Origin of the sequence: Streptomyces roseolus (assembly GCF_014649855.1) — a bacterium.
Taxonomy (GTDB): Bacteria; Actinomycetota; Actinomycetes; order Streptomycetales; family Streptomycetaceae; genus Streptomyces; species Streptomyces roseolus.
This window is the reverse complement of record NZ_BMTV01000002.1, coordinates 26,485-41,050: the sequence shown is the minus strand read 5'-3', so window position 1 is coordinate 41,050 and position 14,566 is coordinate 26,485. Positions and strand designations below refer to the sequence as shown.

The 14,566-nt window shown below is 74.4% G+C and carries 17 protein-coding genes and 1 pseudogene; 9 read left to right on the top strand and 9 right to left on the bottom strand.

The window, feature by feature from the left end; genetic code table 11:
* Window positions 1–35: 35 nt before the first annotated feature.
* Together IE245_RS02250 and IE245_RS02245 are read right to left on the bottom strand one after the other, a co-directional pair.
* Window positions 36–563: pseudogene (locus IE245_RS02250) on the bottom strand (thiolase C-terminal domain-containing protein); the annotation flags it as partial.
* A 387-nt stretch (window positions 564–950) separates the two neighbouring features.
* Window positions 951–1,688, bottom strand: coding sequence for a GbsR/MarR family transcriptional regulator (locus IE245_RS02245; RefSeq protein ID WP_189944933.1), 738 nt, complete (start codon window positions 1,686–1,688; stop codon window positions 951–953).
* A gap of 244 nt (window positions 1,689–1,932) precedes the next feature.
* Between IE245_RS02245 and IE245_RS02240 the strand changes: the two genes are divergently transcribed.
* Window positions 1,933–2,604: a DUF4097 family beta strand repeat-containing protein gene (locus IE245_RS02240; protein ID WP_189944932.1), complete on the top strand. Its 672-nt coding sequence runs from the start codon at window positions 1,933–1,935 to the stop codon at window positions 2,602–2,604.
* A gap of 82 nt (window positions 2,605–2,686) precedes the next feature.
* Here the strand turns inward: IE245_RS02240 and IE245_RS02235 are convergent, their stop codons facing one another.
* A complete protein-coding gene (locus IE245_RS02235; RefSeq protein ID WP_189944931.1) occupies window positions 2,687–3,709 on the bottom strand; it encodes a GlxA family transcriptional regulator in 1,023 nt (340 codons plus the stop codon).
* A gap of 52 nt (window positions 3,710–3,761) precedes the next feature.
* Here IE245_RS02235 and IE245_RS02230 point away from each other — a divergent pair, with 52 nt between their 5' ends.
* Window positions 3,762–4,178: a cupin domain-containing protein gene (locus tag IE245_RS02230; RefSeq protein ID WP_189944930.1), complete on the top strand. Its 417-nt coding sequence runs from the start codon at window positions 3,762–3,764 to the stop codon at window positions 4,176–4,178.
* Between the two features lie 48 nt (window positions 4,179–4,226).
* Here the strand turns inward: IE245_RS02230 and IE245_RS02225 are convergent, their stop codons facing one another.
* Window positions 4,227–5,318 (bottom strand): hypothetical protein, encoded by a 1,092-nt coding sequence (locus IE245_RS02225; RefSeq protein WP_189944929.1) that lies wholly within the window; start codon window positions 5,316–5,318, stop codon window positions 4,227–4,229.
* A gap of 146 nt (window positions 5,319–5,464) precedes the next feature.
* Between IE245_RS02225 and IE245_RS02220 the strand changes: the two genes are divergently transcribed.
* The 3 genes from IE245_RS02220 (at window position 5,465) to IE245_RS02210 (ending at window position 6,997) form a co-directional block, all read left to right on the top strand.
* Window positions 5,465–5,875 (top strand): DUF4259 domain-containing protein, encoded by a 411-nt coding sequence (locus tag IE245_RS02220; RefSeq protein WP_189944928.1) that lies wholly within the window; start codon window positions 5,465–5,467, stop codon window positions 5,873–5,875.
* 65 nt (window positions 5,876–5,940) lie between these two features.
* Window positions 5,941–6,261, top strand: coding sequence for a hypothetical protein (locus IE245_RS02215; RefSeq protein ID WP_229851050.1), 321 nt, complete (start codon window positions 5,941–5,943; stop codon window positions 6,259–6,261).
* Between the two features lie 127 nt (window positions 6,262–6,388).
* Entirely contained in the window at window positions 6,389–6,997 is a 609-nt protein-coding gene (locus tag IE245_RS02210; protein ID WP_189944925.1) for a DUF1349 domain-containing protein, read from the top strand.
* Here the strand turns inward: IE245_RS02210 and IE245_RS02205 are convergent.
* The 3 genes from IE245_RS02205 to IE245_RS02195 are packed head-to-tail and all read right to left on the bottom strand — an operon-like array spanning window position 6,957 to window position 8,496.
* Complete coding sequence (locus IE245_RS02205) at window positions 6,957–7,382, bottom strand: hypothetical protein (protein WP_189944922.1); 426 nt, start codon at window positions 7,380–7,382, stop codon at window positions 6,957–6,959. The two genes, IE245_RS02210 and IE245_RS02205, sit on opposite strands and share 41 nt — an antisense overlap.
* A gap of 24 nt (window positions 7,383–7,406) precedes the next feature.
* The gene (locus IE245_RS02200; protein WP_189944920.1) at window positions 7,407–7,688 is read right to left on the bottom strand and encodes a DUF397 domain-containing protein; all 282 of its coding nucleotides are present in this window, start codon (window positions 7,686–7,688) and stop codon (window positions 7,407–7,409) included.
* Window positions 7,648–8,496: a helix-turn-helix domain-containing protein gene (locus IE245_RS02195; RefSeq protein ID WP_189944918.1), complete on the bottom strand. Its 849-nt coding sequence runs from the start codon at window positions 8,494–8,496 to the stop codon at window positions 7,648–7,650. The genes IE245_RS02200 and IE245_RS02195 overlap by 41 nt, the downstream gene beginning before the upstream one ends.
* An 86-nt stretch (window positions 8,497–8,582) precedes the next feature.
* Between IE245_RS02195 and IE245_RS02190 the strand changes: the two genes are divergently transcribed.
* Together IE245_RS02190 and IE245_RS02185 are read left to right on the top strand one after the other, a co-directional pair.
* Window positions 8,583–8,990, top strand: a complete 408-nt coding sequence (locus IE245_RS02190; RefSeq protein WP_229851042.1) for an ATP-binding protein — start codon at window positions 8,583–8,585, stop codon at window positions 8,988–8,990.
* A gap of 50 nt (window positions 8,991–9,040) precedes the next feature.
* A complete protein-coding gene (locus IE245_RS02185) occupies window positions 9,041–9,673 on the top strand; it encodes a class I SAM-dependent methyltransferase (protein WP_189944916.1) in 633 nt (210 codons plus the stop codon).
* Window positions 9,674–9,692: 19 nt separating this feature from the next.
* On the opposite strand, the gene IE245_RS02180 is transcribed toward IE245_RS02185, so the two are convergent.
* Window positions 9,693–10,328 carry a dihydrofolate reductase family protein gene (locus IE245_RS02180; RefSeq protein ID WP_189945258.1) on the bottom strand — a complete coding sequence of 212 codons (636 nt, stop codon included), beginning with the start codon at window positions 10,326–10,328 and terminating at the stop codon, window positions 9,693–9,695.
* Window positions 10,329–10,486: 158 nt separating this feature from the next.
* Between IE245_RS02180 and IE245_RS02175 the strand changes: the two genes are divergently transcribed.
* Window positions 10,487–11,065, top strand: coding sequence for a TetR/AcrR family transcriptional regulator (locus IE245_RS02175; RefSeq protein ID WP_189944914.1), 579 nt, complete (start codon window positions 10,487–10,489; stop codon window positions 11,063–11,065).
* 13 nt (window positions 11,066–11,078) lie between these two features.
* Here the strand turns inward: IE245_RS02175 and IE245_RS02170 are convergent, their stop codons facing one another.
* Window positions 11,079–13,250: a hypothetical protein gene (locus IE245_RS02170; RefSeq protein ID WP_189944912.1), complete on the bottom strand. Its 2,172-nt coding sequence runs from the start codon at window positions 13,248–13,250 to the stop codon at window positions 11,079–11,081.
* A 360-nt stretch (window positions 13,251–13,610) separates the two neighbouring features.
* Here IE245_RS02170 and IE245_RS02165 point away from each other — a divergent pair, with 360 nt between their 5' ends.
* Entirely contained in the window at window positions 13,611–14,522 is a 912-nt protein-coding gene (locus IE245_RS02165) for an N-acetylmuramoyl-L-alanine amidase (protein ID WP_189944911.1), read from the top strand.
* The last annotated feature ends 44 nt before the right edge of the window (window positions 14,523–14,566 follow it).

Below are 14,566 nucleotides of genomic sequence, written 5' to 3'. Positions count from 1 at the left end.
ATGCGCGGAAAGGCCCGTTCCCGGGGAAGAAGGACCTACGCCCTGCGACGCAGGAGGGTCACGACCGCCGCGCCGCCGAGGCCGATGTTGTGGGCGAGGCCGACGCGGGCACCGGGGACCTGGCGGTCGGCGGCCTCGCCGCGGAGCTGCCGGACGAGTTCGGCGGCCTGCGCGGGGCCGGTGGCGCCGAGCGGGTGCCCCTTGGAGATGAGCCCGCCGGAGGGGTTGACCACCCGTCGTCCGCCGTAGGTGGTGGCGCCGGACTCGACGAGCTTCCCCGAGGCGCCCTCCGCGCACAGGCCGAGGGCCTCGTAGGTGAGGGGTTCGTTGACGGAGAAGCAGTCGTGGAGCTCGATGACGTCGACGTCCTCGATGCCGAGCCCGGAGGCCTCGTACGCCCGCCGCGCCGCCTCCCGGGACATGGGCCGGCCGACGGCGTCGACGCAGGAGCCGGAGGCGAAGGACTCGCCGGTGTCGGTGGTCATGGCCTGGCCCGCGATCTCCACGGCCCGCTCCTCCGGGCCGTGTTCGGCGACGAAGCGCGCGGAGGCGACGAGGGCGGCGGTGCCGGCCTCGCGGGCCATGTCCCAGTGCTGCCGGTCCCGGGTCCCGGGCTTCTCGAACCTCGTCGTGCCGACACCGACGACGGTGCTCCTCCGGTACGTGGATCCCGAGGAGGCCCTGCGCGGCGGCGGCGTCCCAGTGGGCGGGCCGGCCGGCGGCTCGGGCGCGTCGAGCCGGCGGCGGAGCTCTTCGGGGGGTGCGGCGCGGGTGAGCCAGGCGCGGACGGGCCGGGCGAGGTCCCGCTGTTCGTGCGTGACGGCGATGCCCATGGCGCGCAGAGCAGAACACGTTCCATTGCACGGAAGGCCATATCTGACGATAGGTCAGATATGGCCCACGTCCCCGCACCTCCGGACGAGCCCCCGAGCACCCCCGGACGGGCCGCCTCACTCCCCGTCCGGCGCGCCCTCCGGCTCCGCGGGCTTCGTCAGCAGGATCTCCCGGGCCTGCTCGGCCGCGCGCACGATGCCCTCGCTGACGAAGTCCATGAAGCGGGCGACGTTCTCCAGGCGGGCGGCGGCGGGGGTGCCGGGGCCGAGGACGGCGACGCCCTGCCGGGCGATCTCGACCATCTGCTCGTTGGCCTTGGCGGCGGCGATCATGGACTGGTACCAGAGCTCGTCGTCGACGATGTACCGCTCGCGGCGCCGGTCGTCGCGCTCGCGGCGGATGAGGCTCTGGCTCTCCAGGAAGGCGATGGCCTTGGAGATGGAGCCGGCGCTGACCTGGAGCCGCTCGCCGAGCTCGCCGGCGGTGAGGCTGCCCGCGTCGGTGGCGTAGAGGGCGGCGAGGACGCGGGCGGTCATCCGGGGCAGGCCGCTCTGCATGAAGACGGTGGCGAACGCCTCCTCGTAGTCGCGCACGGCCGCCGCGTCCCGCCCGTCCGCCCGCGCGGCCGGCACCGCGGCGGCGCCCCCGGGCCGGCGCCGGCGGGCGCGACCCTCGGTGGCGCGGTGCGCGAGGTCGGGGCGGTAGGCGGTGGGGCCGCCGTTGCGCATCACCTCGCGGGTGACGGTGGAGGTGGGGCGGTCGAGCCGCCTGCCGATCTCCGCGTACGCGAGCCCGTCCGCCAGCCCCAGCGCGATCTGCTGACGTTCCTGCTGAGTGAGCCTGCCTCCCGGCATCGCACTCCCCTTTCGACCCCGTACGTCCACAACGCGGCCAGCATAGCGTTCACCCTCCCTCCATTGCAACGCGACACCTTCAGGCCGTTGCATCAATTCTTATTTCATTGCAACGAAATATCGGCAACCACCAGGTATTTCATCGATCCAGTGCAACGAACTAGTTGCTGAAGAATGGAAAGCAACGTAGCTTTTCTCATGTCGGAAACGCCGACGGGAACACCACTCCACAGGAGCGCCCACCATGCAGACCTTCGCCGCCACCGCCCCGATCGCCGCCCTCGTCTCCGTCCCGGCCGGCCACCTCCGCTTCATCGCCGCCGACCGCGCGGACGTCACCGTCGACGTCCGCCCCGCCTCCGCCGGCCGGTCCCGTGACGTGAAGGCCGCCGAGGAGACCTCGGTCTCCTTCGCGGACGGCGTCCTGCGGATCACCGCCCCCGAGGCGAAGAACCAGCTGTTCGGCGCCTCCGGCTCCGTCGAGATCACCGTCCAGCTCCCGGCCGGCTCCTCCGTCGAGGGCAAGGCCGCCGCCGGCGACCTGCGCGGCGTCGGCCGGCTCGGGGACGTCACCTTCGAGGCCGCCCGGGGCCCGGTCAAGCTCGACGAGGCCGGCCGCGTCCGGATCGGCCTCCAGGACGGGAACATCACCCTCGGCCGCGTCAACGGCGACGCCGAACTCACCACCGCCCGCGGCGACCTGCGGATCGCCGAGGCGACGGCCGGTTCGGTGGAGCTGAGCACGCGGTCCGGCTCGATCTCGGTCGGCGCCGCCCGCGGCGTCGCCGCGACCCTCGACGCCGGCACCTCCTACGGCCGCGTCAGCAACGCCCTCCGGAACGCCGAGGGCGCGGGCGCCGGCCTCACGATCCGCGCCACCACCTCCCACGGCGACATCTCCGCCCACTCCAACTGAGACCGCCGCCGCCCGCATGGCGCCCCCGCACGACCCGCACACCCCGCATGATCCGTACGACCCCCGCGGCCCGGGCCGGGACTCACGTCCCGCCCGGGCCGAAGCGGTTCCGGTACGCCGACGGCGACAGCCCCGTCTCGCGGCGCACCAGGGTCCGCAGATGGGCCGCCGTGCCGAGCCCGCTCGCCCGCGCCACCACGTCGAGCCGGGCCTCCCCCCGTTCCAGGAGCCGGCGGGCCAGCGTCACCCGCTCCCCCGTCAGCCAGGCCAGCGGCGTCGTGCCCAGCTCCGCCCGGAAGCGCCGGTGCAGGGTCGCGGGGCTGACGGCCGCCCGCGCGGCGAGGTCGGCCACCGTCAGTGGCCGGTCGAGCCGCTCCTGCGCCCAGGCGAGCACCGGCGCCAGTGACTCCTCGGGGACCTCCGGCACGGGCCGCTCGATGAACTGCCGCTGCCCGCCGTCCCGGTGGGCGGCGAAGACGAGCCGCCGGCTCACCGCGCTCGCCACCTCCGCCCCGTGGTCGCGCCGCACCACGTGCAGCCCCAGGTCGAGGGCGGCCGCGCTGCCCGCCGCCGTGAGGATGTCGCCGTCGTCGACGAACAGCACGTCCTCCTCCAGGCGCACGGCCGGGAACCGCGCCCGGAAGGCGTCCGCCCACTGCCAGTGCGCGGTCGCCCGCCGCCCGTCCAGGACACCGGCCTCCGCGAGCGTGAACGCCCCGCTGCAGAAGCCGACCAGCCGCGCCCCCCGCGCGTGCGCCCGCCGGATCGCGTCGAGCACGGCGGGGCGGCGCGGCACGGCCACGTCGGGCCGGTTGGGCACGATGACCGTGTCGGCCGTGTCGGCCGCCTCCAGGCCCCGCACCCCCGTCAGCGTGAAGAACCCGTCCCGCATGAGGGTCTCCGGCTCCGGCGAGCAGAGCCGGAAGTCGTACAGCAGCTCCCGCCCCTCGCCCAGCTCCGGCCTGCGCAGCCCGAAGACCTCGCTGGCACAGCCCAGTTCGAAGGGGTTGGAGTTGGCGTCGACGATCACGACGACCCGGTGGAGGGCGGAGCGGCGCCCGGTGGCGGAGGACCGGGCGGCCCGCTGCGAGGATCCATGCGACATGTGCGATTCCTAGCACTCCCGCCGGACCCGCCGCCACGGCGAGGATCACCCCATGACCAGCAACGAACCCGTGACCGGCGACGAGCCCATCGCCCTCGCCGCCGCCCTCGCCTCCTTCGACGCCCTGTGGAGCCCCCGGATCGTCACCCGCGTCAACGACTACGACGTGCGCGTGGCCAAGGTCGAGGGCGAGCACCTGTGGCACGCGCACGACGACACCGACGAGTTCTTCCTCGTCCTCGACGGCGAGCTGTCGATCGCGCTCCGCGAACCGGCCGGCGAGCGCACGGTCCGCCTCCCGAAGGGCTCGGTCTTCACCGTCCCCCGGGGCGTCGAGCACCGGCCGTACGCCCCCGGCGGCGCGTCGATCCTCCTCCTCGAACCCACCGGCACCTCCACGGTCGGCGACCGCCACGACCCGGTCCCGGCCCACGTGGACGCGACGACGGGCCACGCCCTCGAACTGTGATCAGGCCCGGCACGCCCCGCACCCTGCCGCGCGCGGGGCGACCGGCCCTCAGTCCTCCGGGCCGGGCCGGATCCGCAGCGGGCCGCAGCCCAGGCGCTCCGCCTCCGCGGCCGCGTAGCCGGGGAGGAGGGCGGCGGTGAGGTCGTAGGGGTGGCCCTGGACGTTGTCCGACTGCTCCACCATGAAGAGGACCTCTCCGGAGGGGCACGCGGCCCTGTAGGCGGCCCGGGCGGCGTTCACGGCACCGAAGCCCTTCCTGTCGGCGCCGCTGACCCTCGCGCCGCCCCGCAGGGCGCTCGCGGTGAAGAGGTTCACCAGGCCCGGGTGGGTGACGGTGGTCAGCCGCAGCCGGGGACCGTGGCCCCGATCGGCGTCGCACACCCGGACCAGGGCGTCGTCGCCGCTCCTGCGGTGCCGGCTGAAGGGCTCCCAGCCGCCGGGCGGCGGCTTCTTCGCGTACGACGCCGGCAGGTGGAGCCCCTTGACGCCGCACAGGGGTTCGTCGGCCGCGCGGTTCTCCTCGACGGTGCCGGGGAGCGTCGCGGGCGGGGCCGGGAGGGGGGTGGAGCACCCCAGGGACCGGAGCACGGTCGTCGCCGTCCCGACGACGGCGCGGCCCATCGCGGCCCGCCGGGCGTCGTCGTCCTCCCCGACCCAGTCGTCGTCGAAGTTCGCCGGACCCATGGCCAGGTCCACGACCACCGGACCGTCACTGCGGAGTTCACCTGTGCAGCGGGGGGACAACGCCAGCCACGCGCGCGTGGTGGAGGCCATGCCCGGCAGGTCCTTCCCGAGCGGGGCCATGAACGGGTTGAGGAACTCGGCGGGCCAGTCGTGGGCGTCCGTCCCCCGGAGGCCGTCGAGCCGGTGGACCCGGACGGTGAGCTGGTCCTCGTAGAAGTACTTCCCCTGTTCGGTGATCCGGCAGGTGCCGAGGACCGCTTCCCCGCGCCCCCGCATCAACCGCTGCTCCTCGACGTGGATCCGGGCGTCGCCGAAGAGGCCCTTGAGCGTCTCGTCGCCGAGGCCGCCCCAGCACGGCGCCGCCTTCGCCTCCCGGTCGAACGCGCCGGTCCCCCACGCGGCCAGGCCCGCGCCCAGCAGGGCACCGGCCAGCCCCGCGACGATCGCGTTCCGCACGCGCCGCCTCGGTGCGCGCAGGACGCGCCGCCCTGAGGACCCCCGCTCCCCGTCGTTCCTCACGCCGTCGCTCCTCGCGTTGTCAGTGGGCGCTGCCACGATAGCCAGGGCAGACCGAGAGACGATCGTGAAGGGGCGGGCACGCCATGGGGACCTGGGACATCGGGCCGTTCGACAGCGACACGGCGGCGGACTTCTCGTACACGGTGGACGAGGCCGGGGCGGGGAAGAAGGCGGACGTGCTGCGCGCGGCCTTCCGCGAGGTGACCGGGACCGGGGACGACTACCTGGACGCGGACCTCTCCGTCGAGGCCGTCGCGGCGGCCGCGCTGGTGGCGGCGCAGTGCCCCGGCGGGGAGCCGGTGACGACCTCGTACGCCCCGAAGGAGCCGCTGGGGGCGTTGCCGGTGGAGCTGCGCGCGGAGGCCGTCGCCGCGCTCGACCGCGTCCTCGCCGAGCCGTCCGAACTCCTGGAGCTGTGGGAGGAGTCGGGCGGCGAGGAGTGGAAGGCGGGGATACGGAGGCTGCGGGCCGTGCTCGCGGAGGCCGGCGCGTGACCGCGTCCTCGACCACGTGGGGGCTGGTCGTCGAGACGACCGTCGGCCTGGGCGAGGGCAAGCACATGGAGGCGTCCGTGCCGGCGTACGTCACCGGCACGCGCGAGGAGGCCCTCGCCGAGCTGGAGCGGCGCGCGCGGGCCTATACGCCCGAGCATCCGCGCAGCCCCCGGCGGCGTCGGCTCCTCCGGCGGACGGACGGCTTCCTGCTCGTCGTCGACGGCGCCTGGCAGTCGTACGTCACCCGCTTCACCGTCGCGGAGCTGGTCGAGGACTCCACCGCGCCCGAGGCGAAGCCCGCAGGCGAGGTGATGCCCGACGTCGAGCGGTTCGACGACGGGGTGCCCGTGCGTCCGGCCTGGCTGGGGCGGCCCGACCTGGGGTGAGCCCGGGGCCCGCTCCGATCGACGGCGGGCTCGCCCCCGGGAGCGTTCCGCATGGACTTCCGCGCGGGTTGTTGGATCTTCAGGCGGTGGTACGGCTCCGGGCGCGGCCGGGCACGATCATGGCGGCATGAACCCCGCGACCTCTCCCTCTCTCCCCCTTCCGCTCGGCCTGGCGTGGGTGACCCCGCCCGCCTCCTGGTCCCTGGACGGTGACGTCCTGACCGTCAACGCCGCCGCCCGCACCGACCTGTTCACCGATCCGCTGGACGGCACCCGGCGGCGGGACGCCGCGCTCGCGCTGACCGCGCCGCCGGACGGCGACTGGCAGCTGTCCGCCCGGGTACGGGTCGGGTTCGCCGGCGCGTGGGACGCCGGGGCGCTCATCGCCCACGCCGACGACGACCACTGGGCGAAGCTCACGTTCGAGCGCGCGCCCGACGCGACGGACGGGGTCTTCTCGGTCGTGACCCGGGGACGTTCGGACGACGCCGTCGCCGCGCCCGTGACCGTGGACGCGCTGTGGCTGCGGATCAGCCGGACCGGCGACCGGTTCGCCTTCCACTCGTCCGAGGACGGCGAACGGTGGAGCCTGGTACGGCAGTTCGCGCTCGGCACCGACCGGCCGGTGCGGGTCGGCGTCGTGGCCCAGTCCCCCGCCGGGGACGGCTGCCGGACCGCGTTCGACCGCCTCCGGCTCACCCCGACGACGCTGGCGCACCTCTTCGACGGGCGGTGACCGCCAGCGCGACGGACGCGACGGTCGCGCCGACGGCGGTGACGGCGAGGACGCCGAGCCCCGGGTTCAGCCACACCGGGACGATCTCCTCCCCCGCGCAGACCAGGCTCACCGGCAGCGCGCTGCTGGAGTCCGGTACGGCCATGTACCCGGCCTTGAACCAGCAGGCGTCCTCCGGCTGGAGAAACGGCAGGTACGAGAGCCCGTACAGGTGCAGCGCCCCGCCGAGGACGTAGGCGAGCACGGCGACCCAGGCCGCCTTCTTCGCGGGCGTACGCCGGGGGCGGGGCGGGTGCGGAAGCCCGGCGTTCTCCCGCCGGGCCCGGACGAGCCCCACGTACGTGATCCCCGCCCACGTCGGCAGGACGAGGGCGAGGATCACCATCCCCATGAGGGTCGCCATCGTCGGTCAGCGACCGATGCGCCCCTCGGCGGCGGCGCTCACGAACGCCGTGAAGGCGGCCGGCGAGGCGAGGAAGGCGGGGCCTTCGGGGTTCTTGGAGTCACGTACGGCGACGTGGGCGGCGAGGTCGGCGACCTCGACGCACTGGCCGCCGTTGTCGGCGCTGTACGAGGACTTCTGCCAGGCGGCGGTGCCGAGCGGGGCGCACTCGATGCACTGGCCGCCCGTGTCCCCGCTGTACGAGGACTTACGCCAGCGCGCTCCCGCCAGGCTCTGGTTGGTCTCCATAGTGCTCCTCCATGACGCGGGTGATCAGCGCGGACGAATCCTCCACCGAGAGAGCGGCCGCTCGGAGGTGATCGTAACGGAGCGACCCCTGCTTGAACGCGGCTGAATCCACTGTCATATGACCCTGAACGAAGTCCTCGGTGTAGACGAGATCCGGGTCGTCCGAGAAGCGGAGGAGGTTGAAGGAACCCATCTGCCCTCCATGCGCCCCGACCTCGAACGGGAGCATCTGGATCTTGACCCATTCGCGGTCCTGCACCCTCAACAAGTGGGCCAGTTGATCTCGCATCACCTCTCGCCCACCGACCCTCTGACGCAGCACCGTCTCGCTCATGACGACCCAGAGCAGGGGCGGATCCTCCCGCTCCATGACCCGCTGCCGCTCGATACGGGCGGCGACCAGGCCGTCGAGGTCACTCTCGAACCTGGCGCCCAGGACGGCCCGCGCGTACCCCTCCGTCTGGAGCAGACCATCGACCAGCTGAGCCTGGAACGAGTAGATGAACGTCGCCTTCTGTTCCATCTCCGCGTACGGCCGAAACCACGACGGCAGTTGGCTCCTCAGCACCAACCCCACCAGCCGCGAGAACAGCCCGCCCGTCATCAGCGCCGCGTCGAGCCGCTCCGAGAACTCCCTGGTCGGGACCTTCCTCGTCGTCTCGATCTGGCCGATGAGCGAGCCCGTGCAGTAGAGGATGTCGCCGAGCTGCGACTGGCTCAGCCCCGCTTCCTCTCTCAGGCGGCGGAGCTCGTAGCCGTAGTAGTCCAGCGGCGAGGCGCTGGGGTCGAGGCTGCGGATGTTGACCATGGCGAGGTCACCCCCCAATGCGTACGCACCGTGGCGTTGCGTTCAGTCCGTAGCCGAGCGTAACCACTCGCACTCACTCTGGGGGCATGAACGAACCAACAGACTTGCATCCTGCGGCACTTGAGGCCAGCTACCGGATGGGCTTCACCGTGGGTGAGCATTCGGCCCGCCACATGCGCACCATCCTGCGCATGTTCCTCACGCGCTGGGGACTCGACCAGGTGACCGATTCCGCGACGCTCGCGCTGACCGAGCTCGTCGCGAACGTCGTGCGGCACGTGCCGGGGCGGCGGTGCTCGGTGCTGTTCCTGCGGGAGCCGCACGGGCTGCGGGTGGAGGTCGCGGACGGAGTGGCGTGCGCCCTGCACGCGAAGGCGCCGGAGGCGTCGGCGGAGCGCGGGCGGGGGCTCGCGGTGGTGGAGGGCGTGACGGACCGGTGGGGGGTGGAGGAGCGGAGGGACGGGAAGACGGTGTGGTTCGAGTGCGACGGGTAGGGCACGATGGGCGCCCGTACCGACGTACTACTCGCCAGTAGGAGAACCGCATGTCCGAGCCCACTCCCGAGATCCTCGCCGCCTTCGAGGCCGCGAAGGGGTTCATGCCCGTCGGCGAGGGGCTCGCCCTGTACGCGGCGGCCGAGGAGGCCGGCAGGCTCGGGCTTCCGCTCCTGGAGGTGGGCACGTACTGCGGGCGGTCGACGATCCTGCTGGCGGACGCGGCGCGGCGGGCGGGGACGGTCGCGGTGACCGTGGACCACCACCGGGGCAGCGAGGAGCAGCAGCCGGGGTGGGAGTACCACGACCCGACCGTGGTGGACCCGGAGGTCGGGGTGATGGACACGCTGCCGACCTTCCGCCGGACGCTGCGGAAGGCGGGCCTGGAGGAGCACGTGATCGCGGTCGTCGGGCGCAGCCCGCAGGTCGCGAAGGTGTGGGGCGGGGAGCTCGGGCTCGTCTTCATCGACGGCGGGCACACGGACGAGCACGCCACGAACGACTACGAGGGCTGGGCCCCCCGGGTCGCCCCCGGGGGCCTGCTGGTCATCCACGACGTGTTCCCGGACCCGGCGGACGGCGGTCAGGCGCCGTACCGGATCTATCTGCGCGCCCTGGGGTCCGGTGATTTCGAGGAGGTCTCGGTCACGGACTCGCTGCGGGTGCTGCGCCGCACGGCCTGACGCGGGGCGGGCGGGCGGGTCACCTGCGCCAGAAGAGGTGGTGGGTGACGCCGCTCGGGCTGGGCACGACGTCCAGGTGGAAGCGGTCGGTGAGCTCTTCGGGGGTGTCCCACAGCTTGAGGCCGGTGCCGAGCTCCACCGGCGAGACGGCGATGTGGAGGGTGTCGACGAGGTCCGCGTCCAGGAACTCGCGGACCGTGGTCACGCCGCCGCCGAGGCGGACGTCCTTGCCGTCCGCCGCCTCCTTCGCGCGCTCCAGGGCCGTCGCCGGGTCGGCGTCGAGGAAGTGGAAGGTGGTGTCGGAGAGGGTGAAGGACGGGCGGGGGTGGTGGGTGAGGACGAAGACGGGGGTGTGGAAGGGCGGCTCCTCGCCCCACCAGCCCTTCCAGTCCTCGTCCCGCCAGGGGCCGCGCAGGGGCGCGAACTTGTTGCGGCCCATGATCTCCGCGCCGATGCCGTGGTGGAAGTCGCGGACCAGGTGGTCGTCGAGGCCGCGGGTGCCGCCGGGGTCGGTGCGGTTGGGCCAGCTCGCCGTCGCTCCGGCCCAGGCGAAGAGCCTGCCCGGGTCGACGTGGCCGAAGGGCCGTTCCGGGGACTGGTCCTCGCCGGCGGCGATCCCGTCGGCGGAGACGCAGAAGTTCTGGACCTTCAACAGCTGGGGCCTGGGGGCCTGGCGGGCATGGGGGTCCTCCTCGCTCGGTCGTTCCGGAGTGGTGACCGCCCGGACGGCGCGAACTCATCGCGGGGACGCGCGGGGGGCGCGTACCCTACGAGAAGGGGTTCAGTTGTAGTACTACGATCGGAGTGGTGTGCATGGCGAGGCGGAACGAGGAGCGGCGCGCCGCGCTCGTGGACGCGGCGATCGAGGTGCTGGCCCGCGAGGGCGCCCGCGGGTTGACCTTCCGGGCCGTGGACACCGAGGCCGGGGTGCCCACCGGGACCGCGTCCAACTACTTCGCCAACCGCGACGCCCTCCTCACCCAGGCCGGCGCCCGGGTCTACGAACGGCTCCAGCCCGACGAGGCGACGATGGAGGAGACCCGGACGGCGCCCCGGGACAAGGAGACGTACACGAGGATCATGCGGGAGCTGGTCGGGCGGGTCTCGTCCTTCCGCACCGGCTACCTCGCCCTGCTCGAACTGCGCCTGGAGGCCACCCGCCGGCCCGCCCTCCGCTCGATCCTGACCGAGCGGGTGCGGGCCGACGTCGATGCCAACGTCGCCTTCCACGAGTCCTCCGGGCTGCCCGGCGACGCCACCTCCGTCAAGCTGCTCATGCTCGCCCTCAACTGGCTGATCGTGGAGCAGCTCACGCTTCCCGGCGTCTTCGCGGAGGAGGAGCGGGACGCGCTGGTGGCGGCGGCCGTGGACCGGATCGTGGACGGGTACTAGGCGCTCCGCCGCCTCAGCGGACGGTCGTCACGTACAGGCAGTTGGTGTAGGTGTAGCCGGGTTCGACGGAGGCCTTGCTGGTCTTCGTCTCGCCGGCCACCGCGAAGCCGCCGCCGGCCCTCCGCTGGAGGAAGTGGTACGTGCCCGCGGGCAGCCGCAGCGTCGCCTTCGGGTACTTCGAGGACGGGCCGCCGCAGGGCTTGGCGTCCGGGTCGATCGCGTCCCGGAGGGTGCCGTAGTTCTCGCAGGTGCCGCACGCCTCCAGGGTGATCTTCCCGGTGACCGGGCCGGTGTAGAGCAGCTCCACGGACTCCTTGCCGTCGTTGCTGACCACCATCGGCATCCGGGAACCGCCCGGAGCCGTCGCCGGCGGCAGCTTCTTGCCGGCGGCGGGCTCGTGGTCCGCGATCTGCGCGGCGATCGAGATCGTGCGGGCGTGGGCGGCCTGCGGGCTGTTCGGGTAGTCCTTGGCGTAGCGGTCCATGGACGTGACGGCCTCGGAGTACAGCCCGTCGCGGAACTGCTTGGCGCCGCAGGAGAAGGCGCCCTTCTGGACGGCCCGGCCCGCGTCCGCGACGGGACCGCCGAGCGCGTACCCCTTGAGCCCGGCGGCGTCGTCCCGCTGCTTGCGCACCTGCTCGGTGGTGGCGCAGGGGTCCGGCGCGTTGCCGTCGCCCAGCGGGGCGGCCGCCTTCCGCAGGCCGTCGCCGACGAGCCGCTCGACCTTGCCGATGTGCTCCGACTTCGGGAAGAGCGAGGCCAGTCCGGTGAACGAGGCGTAGGAGGACTGGAGCGCCCCCCGGCCGAACTCCGCCGCGCCGCACTCGTACAGCGAGCGCGCCAGCGAGTCGTCGAGCCCGTCGGCGCGGTTTCCGAGCACGCCCTCGTCCACGGAGTCCGGCAGCGACCGCAGGTGCGTGAGCGGATCGACGGCCTCGCAGTACTTCTTCTCCGTGTACGGCGCGGAGACGGACGCGAAGTAGGCGTCCATCCGCTCCGGCACCAGCTTCGCGGCGCGGGAGCCCGGGTGGTCGAGCGCCAGCCGCTCGTACGTGTCGAGGGCGGTGCGGTAGTCGCGCTCGGCGTGGTCGAAGCCCACGCCCTCCTTCGCCTTCACCAGCGCGTCGGCGGCGGCGAGCCGGGCCAGGAGGGACTGCTGGAACGCCTCCTCGCGGGCCTCCTCACGGGCCGCCCCGTACGCGACGGTGGCGCCGGCCGGCGCGGCGAGCAGCACGACGGCGAGCGGCAGCGCGAGGCGCCGGGCCGTGGCCCCGAGCGAGAGCCGGGCCCGCAGCCCGCGCCGGGCGCCGTCGGCGGCGGCGGCGAGCAGCACGGCCCCGTACCCGACGAGCGCGCCCGCCGGGACGCCGTTCGCGTCGGCCGGGAGCGCGAGCAGCAGCAGCGCGGCCGTGGCCGCCCAGCAGACCGCCGCGCCGATCCAGTGCCGCAGCAGGACGTAGCCGAGCCCGAGGCACGAGAGGTTCAGCAGGCCCACCGCGACGGCCTGGAGCGGACGCGCCTCCCCCTGCCCGCCGGACCCGCCGGGACCGCCGGGACCGCCGGGCGGCGCGGGGGGCGGCGGCGGGAGGGTGCCCGCCCCGGCCCACCCGGGCGCGGTCGCGGGCGCCTGCCCGTGCGGGGCGGCGGGGCCGGGCCCCGTGCCGAACCCGCCGGAGGGCGGCCCGAAGCCGCCGGAACCGCCGGAGGCGTCCGAGGCCGGCCCGAATCCGGGGCCGGCCGCCGCCTCGAAGGAGCCGCCGTGCCCCGCCCCGACGGCCGAACCGCCGTTCTGCCCCACGGGAGCGGCCGCCCCGCCGTCCCGACCGGCCGGAGCGAGCGGGCCTCCGTTCTGACCCGCCGGAGCGAGCGGGCCTCCGTGCGGTGTCGGAGCGGCCGGGCCGTCGCTCCCGGCCGCCTGCGCGGACCGGCCGCCGTTCTGGCCCGCCGTCCCCGCCGGGGCCTCCCAGGGCGCCGGAGCGGCCAGCCGGAAGGAGCCCGTCGGCGTGGCGTCCTCGGCCGGAGCGCCCCCGGGGGAGGCGCCCGTCCGCCCGGCGCCCGCCGGGCCCGGCCGCAGGGGCACGGCGTCCGCCGGCCTCGCGTCCCCGGGCGCCGCGCCTCCCGGTACCGCCCGCGCGGGCGGGACGTCGGCGAGGGTGGCGTCCCGGGGCGCCGTGTCCTGGGGCACCGAGTCCCGCGCCGTGTCGCCGGGCGTCCCTCCCCCCGGCCTCGCGTCCCGGGGCGTCGGCCGGGCCGGGCGGATGCGTACCGTCTCGCCGGAGGGGACGGACGACGTGTCTCCGGACGTCCCCCCGTTCGGGTCCCCCTTGTCCAGGTTCGGTCTGGGCGGCGCGTCCTGGGGACGCGCGTCGTTCGGTTCTTCCCCCACCGGTTCCCCCTCGTGGGTCCAGGCGCGGTGACCCCCACGCCACTCCGTGACACCAGCCTTCCCGGGTCCCCGGCCGCGCGTCCACCGTTTTGCGGCCGCGTGACCGAGCCGGTACATCCGGTCCGCGGTTTCGCCCGGGCGAGGGCCTAGAGTCGCGGGGTGCCGTACGACCACAGGAACCCCGTGACCCGCTCCCTGCCCGCCGCCCTGGCCGCCCTCGTCTGCTCCGCCGCGCTCGCCGGCTGCGGCGCCGCCTCCGAGGCCGCGGAGGGCACCCGGGGCCCGGCCGCGGCGGCCACGACGCCCGACCGGAGCCGTACCCCGGACCCGTCCCGCACCCCCTCCCCCGCGCCCTCCCGCGCCCCGGCCGCCGACGCCGCGCGCCCCCTGGCCGGCCGCACGGTCGTCGTCGACCCGGGGCACAACCCGGGGAACTTCCGGCACCCGCGGGAGATCGGCGAGAAGGTCGACATCGGGACGGCCCGCAAGGAGTGCGACACCACCGGGACCTCCACGAACGCGTCCGGGGGGAAGGCCGCGTACACGGAGGCCGCCTTCACGCTCGACGTCTCGCACCGGCTGAAGAAGGCCCTGGAGGAACGCGGCGCCGAGGTGGTCCTGACGCACGACGCGGACCGGCCGTACGGGCCGTGCATCGACGAGCGGGCACGGATCGGGAACGAGGCGGCGGCCGACGCCGTCGTCTCCGTCCACGCGGACGGCTCGGCCGTGGGGAACCGCGGCTTCCATGTGATCGTCCCCGCCGAGGTCCGTGAAGGATCGGCGGACACCGGCCCGATCGTCGCCCCGTCGCGTACGCTCGGCGAGCGGATCGCCGCCGCCTTCGCCCGGACGACCGGCACCTCGCCCGCCAACTACCTCGGCGACGGCACGGGGTTGGACGTCCGGTCCGATCTCGGCGGGCTCAATCTCTCAACCGTGCCCAAGGTCTTCGTCGAATGCGGCAATATGCGTGATCCGAAGGACGCGGCACTGCTGACGTCCGGGGCGTGGCGGCAGAAGGCGGCGCAGGGCATCGCCGACGGCATCGTGACCTACCTCCAGGGGTAGAACCCGCGAGCGATAGATTCGCTCCGTACGATGGGGCCGCCCCC

Excerpts from the sequence above, each read along its gene's own strand:
- IE245_RS02245 (WP_189944933.1), bottom strand. The coding sequence starts at position 1,688 with ATGCCGGGAGGCAGGCTCACTCAGCAGGAACGTCAGCAGATCGCGCTG.
- IE245_RS02240 (WP_189944932.1), top strand. The coding sequence starts at position 1,933 with ATGCAGACCTTCGCCGCCACCGCCCCGATCGCCGCCCTCGTCTCCGTC.
- IE245_RS02235 (WP_189944931.1), bottom strand. The coding sequence starts at position 3,709 with ATGTCGCATGGATCCTCGCAGCGGGCCGCCCGGTCCTCCGCCACCGGG.
- IE245_RS02230 (WP_189944930.1), top strand. The coding sequence starts at position 3,762 with ATGACCAGCAACGAACCCGTGACCGGCGACGAGCCCATCGCCCTCGCC.
- IE245_RS02220 (WP_189944928.1), top strand. The coding sequence starts at position 5,465 with ATGGGGACCTGGGACATCGGGCCGTTCGACAGCGACACGGCGGCGGAC.
- IE245_RS02215 (WP_229851050.1), top strand. The coding sequence starts at position 5,941 with ATGGAGGCGTCCGTGCCGGCGTACGTCACCGGCACGCGCGAGGAGGCC.
- IE245_RS02210 (WP_189944925.1), top strand. The coding sequence starts at position 6,389 with ATGAACCCCGCGACCTCTCCCTCTCTCCCCCTTCCGCTCGGCCTGGCG.
- IE245_RS02205 (WP_189944922.1), bottom strand. The coding sequence starts at position 7,382 with ATGGTGATCCTCGCCCTCGTCCTGCCGACGTGGGCGGGGATCACGTAC.
- IE245_RS02200 (WP_189944920.1), bottom strand. The coding sequence starts at position 7,688 with ATGGAGACCAACCAGAGCCTGGCGGGAGCGCGCTGGCGTAAGTCCTCG.
- IE245_RS02195 (WP_189944918.1), bottom strand. The coding sequence starts at position 8,496 with ATGGTCAACATCCGCAGCCTCGACCCCAGCGCCTCGCCGCTGGACTAC.
- IE245_RS02190 (WP_229851042.1), top strand. The coding sequence starts at position 8,583 with ATGAACGAACCAACAGACTTGCATCCTGCGGCACTTGAGGCCAGCTAC.
- IE245_RS02185 (WP_189944916.1), top strand. The coding sequence starts at position 9,041 with ATGTCCGAGCCCACTCCCGAGATCCTCGCCGCCTTCGAGGCCGCGAAG.
- IE245_RS02175 (WP_189944914.1), top strand. The coding sequence starts at position 10,487 with ATGGCGAGGCGGAACGAGGAGCGGCGCGCCGCGCTCGTGGACGCGGCG.